General features: G+C 49.8%; 12 protein-coding genes. 1 reads left to right on the top strand and 11 read right to left on the bottom strand.

Features of this window, described 5'->3' with window-relative positions; all coding sequences use genetic code 11:
• Nucleotides 1-316 precede the first annotated feature (316 nt).
• The 4 genes from gltX to M3650_RS28220 form a co-directional block, all read right to left on the bottom strand.
• A complete protein-coding gene (gltX, locus tag M3650_RS28235) occupies nucleotides 317-1771 on the bottom strand; it encodes a glutamate--tRNA ligase (RefSeq protein WP_251579530.1) in 1455 nt (484 codons plus the stop codon).
• An 81-nt stretch (nucleotides 1772-1852) separates the two neighbouring features.
• Nucleotides 1853-2335 (bottom strand): 2-C-methyl-D-erythritol 2,4-cyclodiphosphate synthase, encoded by a 483-nt coding sequence (gene ispF / locus M3650_RS28230; RefSeq protein ID WP_019420672.1) that lies wholly within the window; start codon nucleotides 2333-2335, stop codon nucleotides 1853-1855.
• 24 nt (nucleotides 2336-2359) lie between these two features.
• Nucleotides 2360-3055 (bottom strand): 2-C-methyl-D-erythritol 4-phosphate cytidylyltransferase, encoded by a 696-nt coding sequence (gene ispD / locus M3650_RS28225; RefSeq protein WP_251579528.1) that lies wholly within the window; start codon nucleotides 3053-3055, stop codon nucleotides 2360-2362.
• 43 nt (nucleotides 3056-3098) lie between these two features.
• The gene (locus M3650_RS28220) at nucleotides 3099-4190 is read right to left on the bottom strand and encodes a PIN/TRAM domain-containing protein (RefSeq protein WP_019420670.1); all 1092 of its coding nucleotides are present in this window, start codon (nucleotides 4188-4190) and stop codon (nucleotides 3099-3101) included.
• Between the two features lie 211 nt (nucleotides 4191-4401).
• On the opposite strand from M3650_RS28220, the gene M3650_RS28215 reads away from it, so the two are divergent.
• Nucleotides 4402-4797 carry a nucleoside triphosphate pyrophosphohydrolase family protein gene (locus tag M3650_RS28215; protein ID WP_019420669.1) on the top strand — a complete coding sequence of 132 codons (396 nt, stop codon included), beginning with the start codon at nucleotides 4402-4404 and terminating at the stop codon, nucleotides 4795-4797.
• A gap of 213 nt (nucleotides 4798-5010) precedes the next feature.
• On the opposite strand, the gene pssA is transcribed toward M3650_RS28215, so the two are convergent.
• The 7 genes from pssA to M3650_RS28180 form a co-directional block, all read right to left on the bottom strand.
• Complete coding sequence (gene pssA / locus M3650_RS28210; RefSeq protein WP_251579526.1) at nucleotides 5011-5739, bottom strand: CDP-diacylglycerol--serine O-phosphatidyltransferase; 729 nt, start codon at nucleotides 5737-5739, stop codon at nucleotides 5011-5013.
• 54 nt (nucleotides 5740-5793) lie between these two features.
• Nucleotides 5794-6867, bottom strand: a complete 1074-nt coding sequence (gene disA / locus M3650_RS28205; RefSeq protein WP_251579524.1) for a DNA integrity scanning diadenylate cyclase DisA — start codon at nucleotides 6865-6867, stop codon at nucleotides 5794-5796.
• Between the two features lie 16 nt (nucleotides 6868-6883).
• Entirely contained in the window at nucleotides 6884-8251 is a 1368-nt protein-coding gene (gene radA, locus M3650_RS28200; protein WP_251579522.1) for a DNA repair protein RadA, read from the bottom strand.
• Between the two features lie 366 nt (nucleotides 8252-8617).
• Complete coding sequence (clpC, locus tag M3650_RS28195) at nucleotides 8618-11071, bottom strand: ATP-dependent protease ATP-binding subunit ClpC (RefSeq protein ID WP_251579520.1); 2454 nt, start codon at nucleotides 11069-11071, stop codon at nucleotides 8618-8620.
• 22 nt (nucleotides 11072-11093) lie between these two features.
• Nucleotides 11094-12167, bottom strand: a complete 1074-nt coding sequence (gene mcsB, locus M3650_RS28190) for a protein-arginine kinase McsB (protein ID WP_019420664.1) — start codon at nucleotides 12165-12167, stop codon at nucleotides 11094-11096.
• Nucleotides 12168-12222: 55 nt separating this feature from the next.
• Nucleotides 12223-12774: a protein-arginine kinase activator protein McsA gene (gene mcsA / locus M3650_RS28185; protein ID WP_251579519.1), complete on the bottom strand. Its 552-nt coding sequence runs from the start codon at nucleotides 12772-12774 to the stop codon at nucleotides 12223-12225.
• 55 nt (nucleotides 12775-12829) lie between these two features.
• Nucleotides 12830-13291: a CtsR family transcriptional regulator gene (locus M3650_RS28180; RefSeq protein WP_251579518.1), complete on the bottom strand. Its 462-nt coding sequence runs from the start codon at nucleotides 13289-13291 to the stop codon at nucleotides 12830-12832.
• Nucleotides 13292-14109 lie beyond the last annotated feature (818 nt).

Here is a 14109-nt window from a genome sequence, read left to right as displayed (position 1 = left end):
ATCGCGGTCTGTAAACTGTAACAGCTATCCCACTCAACGTTCAGTAACGCGAACGACACGTCATCTCCTACCCATGCTCTTCAAGCACGCTCAGAGACGAAGCTTCCGGGTGCAACGCATCAGCATCGAACCGGAACGACTCTCAGCCTGCAAGAACATGATGCGCATGTCCTTGACCGTTCGTTCTCTCTGTACGCTTCATAATTGCCAATGCTTTCCCGTTCAACGCTTTTCCTTACTCGTATTATATCGTCTAGTATAGCGGATGTGCAGCGCAGCTGACAATAAGGGCTTCTCGTCCGATGTTGCCAGACTGCTACGCCAGCTGACGCAGACGTTTGAATACTTTGGCTTGGCCAAGCAAGACAATCGTCTCGTTCAGGTCGCGGCCATGCATTTGGCCCGATACCGCCACACGGACAGGCATGAACAATCCTTTGCCTTTGGCGCCCGTTTCTTTCTGAACTTCCTTCATCGCCGCTTTGACCGTATCGACATCCCATGATGCGGCGGCTTCCAGCTTCTGAAGCAAAGCGCTCAGCACGGCGGGAACTTGCGGTTCTTCCAGGACTGGCTTCGCTTCTTCGTCGACGACAAGCTCGTCGCGGAAGAACAGTTCAGACAGTTCCACGATGTCGGAAGCGCAGTTCATCTGCTCTTGATACAGCTTGATAAGCGATGTCGCCCACGCGAGCTGCTCTTCGTTCAAGCTCTCCGGCAGTCGACCCGCTTGCTGCAGATGCGGTATGGAGAGTGCCGCGATGCGCTCTATGTCTGCTTTCTTCATATACATATTATTGATATGCGTCAATTTATTCGTATCGAATACCGCAGGACTCTTCGATAAGCGATTCGCATCAAAAATCGAAATCAGCTCATCGAGCGAGAACAGCTCTTCTTCGCCTTTCGGAGACCAGCCGAGAAGCGCAATGAAGTTGCAGATGGCTTCCGGCAGATAGCCGAGCTGCTCGTACTGTTCGATAAACTGAATAATCGACTCGTCGCGCTTGCTGAGCTTCTTGTGGTTCTCATTGACGATAAGCGTCATATGACCAAATACCGGCGCTTCCCAGCCGAACGCCTCGTAAATCATCAGTTGGCGCAATGTATTCGTAATATGGTCTTCACCGCGCAAGACGTGCGATATGCGCATCAAATAATCGTCGAGCACGACCGCGAAGTTGTACGTCGGAATACCGTCTTTCTTCACGATGACCCAATCACCCGTCGTGTCGGACTCGAAGGTAATATCGCCCTTTACAAGGTCGTCAAACGTATAAGAGCGGCCTTCCGGAACGCGAAAACGAATGCTCGCTTGGCGGCCTTCCGCTTCAAGACGCGCATGGTCCTCTGCGGATAATCCACAGCATTTGCCCGAATATTTCGGTGTTTCCCCGCGGGCGACTTGCGCCTCCCGCTCCGCTTCAAGCTCCTGCTCCGTGCAGTAACAGCGATAAGCCCAATCGCGTTCAAGCAGCTCATTCACATATTTATTGTATATATCCAGACGCTCGGTCTGACGATATGGGCCGTAATCGCCACCCACATCGATGCTTTCATCCCAATCCATGCCAAGCCATTTCATGTACTTGAATTGGTTCTCTTCTCCGCCTTCCACGTTGCGCTTCACGTCCGTGTCTTCGATACGAACGATGAATTTCCCGCCATGGTGACGTGCGAACAAATAATTGAACAGTGCTGTACGTGCATTTCCGATATGTAAGTGTCCCGTTGGACTTGGTGCATAACGAACACGAATGTCTTTATTCATGATAGCTTCCCTCACACCGATTATTTTAGTCTACCTTTTAGAGGTGGTTCAAAAATTCCCCTTTTGAATACTCACTTTTAGTTATACCATATCTTTAAAGAGGCAGACAACCGCCTGAGCGGCAATTCCCTCGCTTCTTCCCGTAAAGCCAAGCTGTTCCGTCGTCGTCGCTTTCACGTTCACCTGCGACTCATCCGCTTCCAATATGCGTGCGATATTCGCAACCATGGCCGGTATGTGCGGCAGCATCTTCGGCTTCTGCGCAATAATGGTGCAATCCACGTTGCCAAGCCGGTAGCCCCGCTCCTTCGCGAACGCCCAGACATGTTCCATCAGCTTCACGCTGTCCGCGTCTTTGTATGCCGGATCCGTGTCTGGGAAATGCTTCCCAATGTCGCCGAGACCCAAGGCTCCGAGGACGGCGTCACTTACCGTATGCAGAAGCACGTCGGCGTCCGAATGCCCCAACAGACCTTTTTCATATGGAATATGTACGCCGCCGATAATGCACGGACGTCCTTCCACCAATTGATGCACATCGAATCCCTGTCCTACTCGTATCACGAATTCTCCCTCTCCCTTACCATGTTATTGATTCCGCAACATCCACCAGGCCGCCCAATCCAGATCGTCCGGTGTCGTAAGCTTGATGTTCGTGTAATCCCCTTCCACGACATGAACTGGAACGCCCATGCGCTCCACGAGCATCGCGTCGTCCGTCCCGATGAATCCCTCCAGCTCCGCCTGCTCATGGGCAGACATACATATGGAAAGACGAAAAGCCTGTGGGGTCTGAATCGCCCACAAGCTGCGTCGGTCCGGCGTTGCCGTTATGACGCCATCCCCATTCACCTGCTTTATCGTATCTTTCACCGGTACGGCCAATACGGACGCCTCATGCTCCCGGGCCGTGGTAAAGCATGCCTTCACCTTGCCTGGGTCCACAAAAGGCCGTACGCCATCGTGAATCAATACATAATCCAAGCCGCGTGCCTGCAGCGCCTGCAGCCCTGCATACACCGAGTGCTGCCGTTCCTTGCCGCCGGCTACGATATCGCGGACTTTATCCAGTCCATATTCACGTACCCAATCTTCACAGCGGGGCATGTCCTGCGCTGACGTCACCCAAGCGATCGTCTCGCATTCAGGAATCGCTTGAAACCGCTCCACCGTATGTACAATGACCGGCTTGTCCAGCAGCCGTAAATATTGCTTACTCTCCTCGGTGCCCATGCGCGTGCCTTTGCCGGCAGCCACGATCACCACTCCAAAGCCTTGTTCCATCCCTGTTAACCCTCCATGATGGTGCTACCCCCATCATACCTGTTTATTGGGCTTTTTCCAACAGTTTTGGCTTGGCAAAAATCATGCGTCCCGCTGACGTCTGCAGCACGCTCGTTACGAGCACTTCCATCGTCATGCCGATGTAGTCGCGCCCGCCCTCAACCACGATCATCGTACCATCATCCAGATAGGCGACACCCTGACCGTGTTCCTTGCCGTCTTTGATTACTTGCACGACAATCTCTTCACCAGGCAGTACGACCGGCTTCACCGCATTGGCAAGGTCGTTAATGTTCAACACAGACACGCCCTGCAGCTCGCACACTTTATTCAAGTTGAAGTCATTGGTGACGACTTTGCCCTTCAACAGCTTGGCAAGCTTGACGAGCTTGCTGTCCACTTCGGAGATCTCATCGAAGTCACCTTCATAAATCAGCACCTTGACCTCAAGTTCCTTCTGAATCTTATTTAAAATATCCAATCCCCGACGTCCACGATTTCGTTTTAACAAATCCGAAGAATCCGCGATATGCTGCAGCTCTTCAAGCACGAATTCTGGAATGACAATCGTCCCTTCGATAAATCCCGTCTTGCAAATATCCGCTATACGGCCGTCAATAATGACGCTCGTGTCCAATATTTTGTGCTCCTCATAACGGTATTCAGATTCTTCTTCACTGCTGCGTTCCAACCATTTGAACGAAGAGAGCCACAATCCCATATCTTCCTGTTTGAGCAGCGCAATTTGCATGCCTGCACACCCGCTCGCTATCGCGATAATAACCGATGCCATATGCCCCACGCTCCCGAATTGCCCCAAGAGTGGTGTGATGAGCGAAGCAAAACATAGACCGAGCAGTGTACCTGCTGCACCCGTCACCAATATTCCCGTGGACATCTCCGCAATTCGTTCTCGCCCGGTATTCCAAATACGTGACAATGGCATAAAGAGTGCACGACCTACTACATAAAAGCAAAATGCCCCGCCAAACGCCCATAACAAGCGGACAGAAGAGAATCCTTGATTCATTACCGCGGCAAATTCCATCGTCTGTGTATACCAATAATGTTGCAGCTCTAACCCGCTCCAAGCGCCAATCAGTCCAGCCAATCCTAGAAATATTCGTTTAAACACAAACGTCCACCTCCTTACTCTATTTGGATTTCCTTACAATTATGGCCCAACGAAATGGCTCCTAATCCTCGAATTCTGAATTTTATCGCGGTGCCGAGTTGATAAATGGGAATTCCTAGTCGTATAATGTTCTTGAAAACGTTATGCGTAACAAGCGATCTCGTGCGACGCTTGCACCGTTGCACTATTCCAAGAATAGAGGTGGATGGAAATGAGCACTCCCAGTTTGCAAGCGCTTCAAGATCAGGTAGCTGATTTACTGCTAAGACACCGGAGCCTATTGGACATTCTCTCCAAATACGGTCAGTCCGACGCCTCGGTGAACCGCGCCGTGACCAAAGCTATTACCGAATGCGGATGCTTGGAGCTGCATGCCACGCGGCAGCCATATTGCGCTGATATGGATGTTGATCAAGCGAAGCAGAGCATGGAAAGCCACGTCCAAGGATATTTGTGCGACAATTGCAAAGACGTCGTGAAGAGCGAGCTTGGTAAGCACCTTTTCTACATGTCCGCCCTTTGCAACCTGCTCGACATCGAGCTGGATGATGTCGTGAAGCAGGAATCGAGCAAATGCTCTACGCTTGGTATTTTTAATTTGTCTTAACGTCAGGGGGCAACAATACTTGCTACTACGCTATTACAGAGCCGAGGGCGGGTATCTGCGCTGCACACAGGGCAGCATGGATAACCGTTCTCGGCTTTTTTATGCCAAAAAGCCGGTATCCCTGTTGGATACCGGCTCAGTATAAACAACAACAGCACTTGACGCTAAAGGGATACTGTCCCTTTAGCGTCAAGTGCTGTATCGTTAATTAGATCAGGAATGTTTCGATTGGTACCATTCTTCCGCATCTCTTTGCTTCTTGCGACGCCTATTCAGCATTCTAACGTTTTTTTTTAAGCCGAGGAGAGCATATAGCACCAAGGGAACAAATATGAGCTTCGGTGTCTGCTCTGGCTTCCAAAATGCAATCGCAGCGGATGCCGCGATGACGATAGGCGTAATCCAAATCGCTTTCTTCGGAATGCCAACCTTCTTGAAATTCGGATATTTCACAGTGCTTACCATCAAATAAGACAAAAGGAGCATGGCGATAATCAAGTAAGCTCCGGGAATGGTCTCATGAAATAGCGCAAGCGTACAAGCAACGCCGCCTGCAGCCGGAATAGGCAAACCGATGAAATAGCCCGGAATCCCATCCTTAACGTTAAATCGAGCCAAGCGAAGCGCACCGCAAATTGGAAATATGGCTGTTACAATCCAGGCAAGCGCCGAGTTCATTTCGCTAAATGCCACCACATACATAATGAATGCCGGGGCTACGCCGAACGAAATAACGTCGGACAAAGAGTCCAGCTCTTTGCCGAATTCACTCTGCGCATTCAATGCCCGTGCTACCCGACCATCAAGACCGTCAAGCAGCATGGCGATAATGACCATAAGAGCGGCTTTGCTGTAGTCGTCGTGAAACGCAAGCATAATGGATATAATTCCGAGAAACAAGTTGCCGATCGTAAACAAGCTCGGAATAGACTTTATAATCATAGGTTCACCTCTAATTTTACTATGCCCAACGTTCGTGTTTTCATTGTTGGAAAATCAAATCTGCCTGTCAATGAAAACCTGCTCTTGAATACGTTTGAGTCCTTCCTTAATGGTGCGTGCACGCACCTCACCGATGCCATCCACTTCATCCAGTTCCTCAATGGTAGCCATCATGACGTGCGGCAGGAACTCGAATGTCTCCACTAAGTTATGAGTGATGACGTTCGGAAGTCTCGGGATTTTACTTAAGACGCGATAGCCGCGCGGTGAAATGGACTCATCTTGAATCGCACTTGTCGTCGGATACCCCAACAGGCGAATCAGGTGATGGGTATCGAGCAGTTCATCCGCGGTGCATTTTTTCAGTTGGGCAAAAATTTCGCGGATCTTCTCATCACTCTCATCCCGGGCGTAATCCTTCACAAGCAGCCAAGCATCTTCTTCGGTGTTGCTTACCAGTTCCTCCAGCTGCATGCTAATGAGACGTCCTTCGGTACCCAATTCATTGATGTAACGCTTTATCTCCATTTTAATACGTAATACCATTTCAATACGTTGCACAACGTTTACAACATCGGCCAATGTCACCAGTTCTTCGAACTCGGAAGCCGTCAAATTGGTCATGCCTTGTACGAGTACCGCTTTATATTTCTCTAGCGTCTGAATCGCTTGGTTGGCTTTCGTCAAAATGACGCCAATCTCCTTCAGCGCATAGCGAAGGCTGCCTTGGTATAGCGTAATGATGTTGCGGCGCTGGGAGATAGACACGACAAGTTTACCGGTCTGCTTCGCAACACGCTCCGCGGTACGGTGCCGAATCCCCGTCTCTGTCGACGGAATGGAGGAATCCGGAATGAGCTGTGTATTTGCATAAAGGATTCGCTTAATGTCCTCGCTTAAAATGATGGCGCCGTCCATCTTGGCAAGCTCATACAAATAGCTGGGCGAAAAATCGCAATTAATTGAAAATCCGCCATCAACGACTTCCATTACTTCTGGACTGTAGCCGACCACAATAAGAGCGCCTGTCTTTGCACGCAATACGTTCTCTAACCCTTCACGGAATGGGGTACCCGGCGCAACCATCCGCAGTAGGTCATTCATTATATCTAGCTGGCTTTCCTTCATTCTTTGTCTATGCCCCCTAACCTAGCGCCGCAGTTAATGCTTCAGCAACCGTATTTACGCCGATAATATCAATATGATCAGGCGGTTTCCACCCCCGCAAGCTACTTTCTGGTAAAATAATTCGCTTAAATCCGAGTTTCTCTGCTTCTTTCACCCTTTGTTCCGCGCGCGAGACGGCGCGCACTTCTCCTGTCAAGCCAACTTCACCGAATACGACATCATACGGCTGTGTCGGCATATCGCGAAAGCTTGAGGCAATGGCGACGGCCATAGCCAAATCGACCGCCGGCTCATCCAGCTTCAAGCCACCCGCTACATTCACATATGCATCTTGATTCTGCAAAAACATTCCCATGCGCTTCTCCAGCACCGCAATGATAAGCGACAGCCGCTGATGATCAATCCCCGTCGACATGCGGCGCGGGGAAGGGAAATTGGTAGCTGATACGAGAGCCTGCATCTCCACCAGCACCGGCCGCGTCCCCTCCAAGCTGGCCACGACCGTAGAGCCGGCTACACCGAGCGGCCGTTCTTGCAGGAACATTTCGGAAGGATTCTTCACTTCCACCAATCCGCCTTCGGTCATCTCGAATATGCCGATTTCATTCGTGGAGCCGAACCGATTCTTGACCGCACGCAATATACGATAAGAATGGTGCCGCTCCCCTTCAAAGTAGAGCACGCAATCCACCATATGCTCCAGAAGGCGAGGGCCTGCAATAGCCCCTTCCTTCGTCACGTGGCCGACCAGCACCGTTGCAATTCCTCTGCCTTTAGCGATGCGCATAAAAGTGCTTGTGCATTCGCGCACTTGTGCCACGCTGCCCGGAGCGGATTCAACTGACGGCTGAAACACCGTCTGAATCGAGTCGATGACGAGAAAGTCGGGCTTCATTGCGTCAATCGCTTCTTCGATATATTGTAGATTCGTCTCGCTTAAGACGAACAAACGCTCAGACAGCACACCTAACCGATCTGCTCTAAGCTTCGTCTGCCGCATCGATTCCTCGCCAGACACGTACAATACCTTCAGCCCGCTGGTCGCGAGCGCATTTGAGGTCTGCAAGAGCAGTGTGGATTTCCCGATACCCGGGTCCCCGCCGACTAAGATAAGGGAACCAGGAACGACTCCGCCGCCCAAGACACGATTCAGTTCGCTTAGTGTCGTCGTTAATCGAGGTTCGCGTCCACTCTCTATATGTATGATCGATTGCGGCTTTTCTTTCGTTTGAATCAAGGAAGTATGGACTCCTGCAGTCTTCACGACGGTTTCACGTTCCTCGACCATCGTATTCCACTCGTTGCAGCCCGGACACTTCCCCATCCACTTTGGAGACTCATAGCCGCACTCGCTACAATAAAATTTCGTTTTTACTTTGGCCATGTCAGCCGACACTCCTAATTGATAATCACGGACTCAATCCATGGTCTACTAAAGTTCGTTGTTGATACTCATTGTATCGGAGTAAACCAATTGATTTATTACCCACCTCGTTCAAGTTTACCATTTTTAAGGAGCGGGATAAAGGGATTTAGCAATTGAGGTAGGAAAGATGAGGAAAATGTACGAATAGCCTGAGTATTCACTCTTATTAACGTGGTTCCCCCCTTTATGAGGCGACATATTATCCCATAAGAAAACCAGACCATGAAGCGGAAGCCTGACATCATGTTCTTTGGCTAAGAACAAAACCGCATAAAAAAACGCACCCCTTGCTTATCGCAAGAGATGCGCCTGTGGCATTACCGATTATGCATTCGTTGTTGCAGCCGGAGTTTCCGTATTGCGCAGTACAACAAGTTCGCCGTCCTTCTCGTCTATAAGCACCGCATCGCCCTTGATGATTTGACCTCTCAGCAGCTCCTCGGACAATCTGTCCTCAATGTGCTTCTGAATGGCACGGCGCAGCGGACGCGCTCCATAAGCCGGGTCGTAGCCCTCTTTTGCCAAGAATGCTTTGGCGTCGTCAGTAAGTTGAAAATCGATGTCTTGTTCCTTCAGACGCTTGCGCAGTTCATCTGCCATCAGTGTGACGATTTCGGCAATGTGCTTCTCATCAAGCGAATGGAAGACGATGATTTCGTCGATCCGGTTCAAAAATTCCGGACGGAAGCTCTTCTTCAATTCCGCCATCACTTTATCTTTCATGTTGTTGTAATCACGGCTCGTGTCGTTCGCAGCTGTGAATCCGAGCGTTGAATTGCGCTTAATTGCTTCGGCGCCGACGTTCGACGTCAATATAATGAGTGTGTTGCGGAAGTCCACCACGCGTCCTTTGGAATCGGTCAGACGGCCGTCTTCCAACACTTGCAGCAAAATATTGAACACTTCTGGGTGAGCCTTCTCAATCTCATCCAACAGGACAACCGAGTATGGCTTACGGCGTACTTTCTCAGTCAGCTGGCCGCCTTCCTCGTAGCCGACGTATCCTGGAGGCGCCCCTACCAGACGCGCTGTTGAGTGTTTCTCCATATATTCGGACATATCGATGCGGATAACCGCATTATCATCACCGAAGAGCGATTCCGCAAGCGCACGCGCCAGCTCGGTCTTCCCTACCCCAGTAGGGCCGAGGAAGATGAAGGAGCCCATTGGACGCTTCGGATCTTTCAGACCTGCACGAGCGCGGCGAATAGCACGGCTGACCGCCTTGACTGCTTCGTCTTGCCCGATAACACGTTCATGCAATATTTCTTCCATATTGAGCAGGCGTTCGCTTTCCTCCTCTTTCAGCTTCAACACCGGTATGCCGGTCCAGCTGGCTACGATCTGAGCGATGTCTTCCGGCGTAACCTCGGAGTCCATGCGTCCCTGCTTCTCTTTCCATTGATTGCGTACCGTCTCCAGCTCTTCGCGCATCTTCTGCTCTGTATCGCGCAGCGCGGCTGCTTTCTCGAATTCCTGGCTCTGAACAGACGCATCCTTCTCTTTGCGGATGTCCTCCAAGCGGGCTTCGAGCTCTTTCAAGTTAGGCGGTACCGTGTATGAATGAAGGCGTACTTTCGAGCTGGCCTCATCAATCAGGTCAATCGCTTTATCCGGCAGGAAGCGGTCGGTAATGTAGCGGTCTGACAGCTTTACTGCTTGGTCAATCGCTTCGTCCGTAATTTTGACGCGATGGTGCGCTTCGTAACGATCGCGCAGCCCTTTTAGAATTTGAACTGTTTCTTCCGGCGTCGGCTGATCCACCGTAATTGGCTGGAAGCGGCGTTCTAATGCAGCATCTTTTTCAATATATTTGCGGTATTCATCCAACGTCGTCGCACCGATACATTGCAGCTCCCCGCGTGCCAGCGCCGGCTTCAAGATGTTAGAAGCGTCAATCGCTCCTTCGGCACCGCCAGCGCCAATCAGCGTATGCAGTTCATCAATGAACAGGATGATATTCCCGGCTTGGCGAATTTCGTCCATAATCTTTTTTAGCCGATCCTCGAACTCACCACGGTATTTTGTGCCAGCGACGACTGAGCCCATATCAAGTGTCATGACGCGCTTGTCACGGAGCGTCTCTGGAATTTCATTATTAATAATCTTCTGGGCCAAGCCTTCGGCAACGGCCGTCTTCCCGACGCCTGGTTCTCCGATTAATACCGGATTATTCTTCGTCCGGCGGCTTAGCACTTGAATGACGCGTTCAATCTCCTTGCTGCGGCCAATGACAGGGTCTAGGTTGCCTTCCTTCGCAATCGCCGTCAAATCGCGTGCCAAGCTGTCCAGCGTCGGTGTGCTCACATTTTGCGATTGGCCGTGATGGCTCGATACCGCTTCGCTGCTGCCGAGCAACTGCAGCACTTGCTGACGCGCTTTGTTCAGGCTGATGCCCAAGTTGTTCAACACGCGTGCTGCTACCCCCTCGCCCTCACGAATCAGGCCGAGCAAAATATGCTCTGTTCCGACATACGTGTGGCCAAGCTTGCGCGCTTCGTCCATGGACAGCTCAATGACTTTCTTCGCCCGAGGCGTATAGGCGATATTGGTCGGCTGTTCTTGACCGCGCCCGATAAGCGATTCGACTTCGTCTTGAATCTTCTCCAGACCAAGGCCGAGCGCAACTAAAGCTTTTGCAGCAATGCCTTCCCCTTCACGAATGAGGCCGAGCAAAATATGCTCTGTTCCGATATTATTGTGTCCTAAGCGGACCGCTTCTTCCTGTGCCAAAGCCAATACTTTTTGTGCACGTTCTGTAAATCTTCCGAACATCATCGTCTAAGCACCTCCATAAACTTTATGATTTGGATTTGGATTTCGATAACGTCTCCCGAATCAATCTCGCCCGATACACGTCCCGTTCATCGGTTGGCAGCGATTTGTTGTATATATGCTGCAAAAATCCTGGTTGTGTCATGACAAGCAATTCGTTCAATTCAGATGAGTGAATATGGTTTAGAATGTTCAAATCCGAGCCGAGACGAATATCAGACAGCCGTTGCGCCGCTTCCTTCGAATCCATGATAGCCGCGTGCTTCATAATGCCATAAGACCGGCATACACGGTCTGTCAGTCGTGTCCGACTATCCGTTAGCAGGAGCTCACGCGCCGCCTTCTCATGCTCGATAATTTGCTTCACAACACTGTACAGATTATCGATAATCTCGGTTTCAGATTGACCGAGTGTAATCTGGTTCGAGATCTGGAACAGGTTGCCGATCGCTTCGCTTCCTTCCCCGTATATACCCCGAACAGCCAAGCCTACTTGTGTAACCGCCTGAAGGATGCGGTTAATTTGCTGTGTCATCACAAGAGCTGGCAAATGCATCATGACCGACGCCCGAATTCCGGTACCGACATTCGTCGGACACGAGGTAAGGTAACCGCGCTTCTCGTCGAAGGCATAATCGACATGTGATTCGAACACGTCATCGATGCGGCTCGCTTGTTCCCACGCCTCACGAATTTGTAACCCCGGATACAGGCATTGAATCCGCAGATGGTCTTCTTCATTAATCATAATGCTAATCGATTCGTCATCGCTTAATATGACGACTCCGTTACGCGACTCGTTAGCCAGACTCGGAGAGATTAAATGTTTCTCAACCAGCACCTGCTTCTCGGTGTCGTTCATTTCCACAAGCGAAAACTTCTGAAAATGATTGATCGCTGCAAATTCAGGTTCATCCACAACCGCCGTCAAATGGGTATGCACTTCAGCCGACTGCTGGTTCGTCGCCAGCAGCGGGAACGGCAGTCCGCTCAAGTTCCGTGCTACACGGATACGACTGCTGATGACGATATCGGAGTCTGGACCCGTACCGCGCATCCAGTCACTAAGCGCTTGCTCCATAAATCGTCTCCCTGCCATCTCGCCATCTCCTTCCATTTCATTCGTTCAATTCCCATTATTTATGTGCACGATACTAACCGTTATGTTCCGCAGCACCAGACGGATTCTTCTCCAAGTCCCGGATGCGATCACGCAGCTTGGCCGCTTGTTCGAATTCCTCATTCATGATGCTGAGCTGCAGCTGCTTCTTTAAATCTTCTAATTCGCGCTTACGTTGAATTCTTCCTCCGCCACGCTTCGGAATTTTGCCGATGTGAACAGTATTGCCGTGAACTCGCTTCAGCAATGGATCCAAGCGGTCGCCAAAGAAGGAGTAGCATTCATCACACCCGAAACGGCCGAGCTTGCTGAATTGTGAATAAGTAAGTCCGCATTTCTCACATCGCGTCGCCTGTGGCTTGTTAGCATGAGCAGTACCGCTTGTACCCGAATCACCGCCTGACAGATCAAAGTCAAGCAATCCAGAAAGCAAGTTATGAATGGAGAATCCGTTAGACGTGCCAGGAATCCATTCGCCCTTCTCCCGGGCACATGATTCGCAAATATGGAATTCCGTCTTTTGCCCGTTAATGATTTTGGTAAAATGCAAGGTGGCTGGTTTCTGACCGCATTGTTGACAGATCATATCCGTTTCTCCTCCTTTATAGGTGACATATTCAACCTTATATACATCGGTCGATCTATTTGCTAAGCAGAGCCAGCAGCATGGCCCGCAGCAGCCTAGCACGCAATTCATCGCGGTAAGGAAGCTTAATCGGCAAGTTGTCGCGCGATACGGCAGCCTTCAATAAATTCGCTTCCCGGCGGGAGATAAATTCTGCTTCTTCCAGTTGATAAATGAGCCCCTCTGCCGCCGACTGACTGATTAGCTCTCCAATAGATTCGCACAGATGATTGTGGATACCTTCATGTTCCGGCAAATCGACGCGTTGAATGCGGATGTATCCGCCGCCTCCCCGTTTGCTTTCCACGACGTAACCTTTTTCCAAGGTGAACCTTGTGCTGATAACGTAATTGATTTGCGAAGGCACACATGAAAATTGCTCCGCCAAATCATTTCGTTGAATTTCTACAGCGCCTTCCGTGCTCTCCACTAACATATGCTTTAAATAATGTTCAATCAAGTCGGAAATATTGCGCATCTTCTCCCTCCTTTCCGCACGCTTCTATATTAGGTTTAACCAATTTTGACGGTACCTTATTCGACTTTTCCTAACTATTTGACTTTTTGTGCTTTATTCTGACTTTGACTTTCTTTGACTTTACGTTTATTATAGCGGAATTTTTTTGCTTTGCCAATACTTTATTTTCATTTTTTGTCCATTGTATGCTGCGTGCGGAAAGAGTTCAGGTGCATATACCGTTCCGAACATTTTTAATTCATGCTGAAAAAGTCGAAAATGTGTATATTTCGTGACTTTTCCACAGAGCGTGGATAAGCTGGGGATGAATATGTATATAGGGATATATTTTCGTATATCTTATCTAGATAGATTGTTGATAAATACTTTATAGTGTATACGATTTGAGAAGTTAATACTTTTTTATGATAGATTGTGGATAGACATCATATAATGCGAGAGCTCTTATACGTTTACTGATTGAATCGATGGTCAGTAGTACATAATTGTTCATAAGTAGGGGAATAAGTGGGGATTGAGGAGGTAAAGACAATGGAGTCAGTAACCTCTAACACAGTCTACAGCTCTATGATCAGGTCAGTTTGTTAGTTATGCGAGTGGAGAATGTGGTCATTGTTGATATCATTAAATACAGTGTGGATAGAATGGCAAAAATCAGAGGGATATCATATGGGGAAGGCATTGGCTCTGTGGATAAGTTGTGGACAAGACAAAAAACCACTAACATAATGTCAGTGGTTTGTCTGCTTGGCAACGTCCTACTCTCCCGGGACCCTGCGGTCCAAGTACCATCGGCGCTGGAGGGCTTAACGGTCGTG

Origin of the sequence: Paenibacillus sp. MER TA 81-3 (genome assembly GCF_023713585.1) — a bacterium.
Taxonomy (GTDB): domain Bacteria; phylum Bacillota; class Bacilli; order Paenibacillales; family Paenibacillaceae; genus Paenibacillus_B; species Paenibacillus_B profundus.
This window is presented reverse-complemented; position numbering and strand designations above follow the sequence as displayed.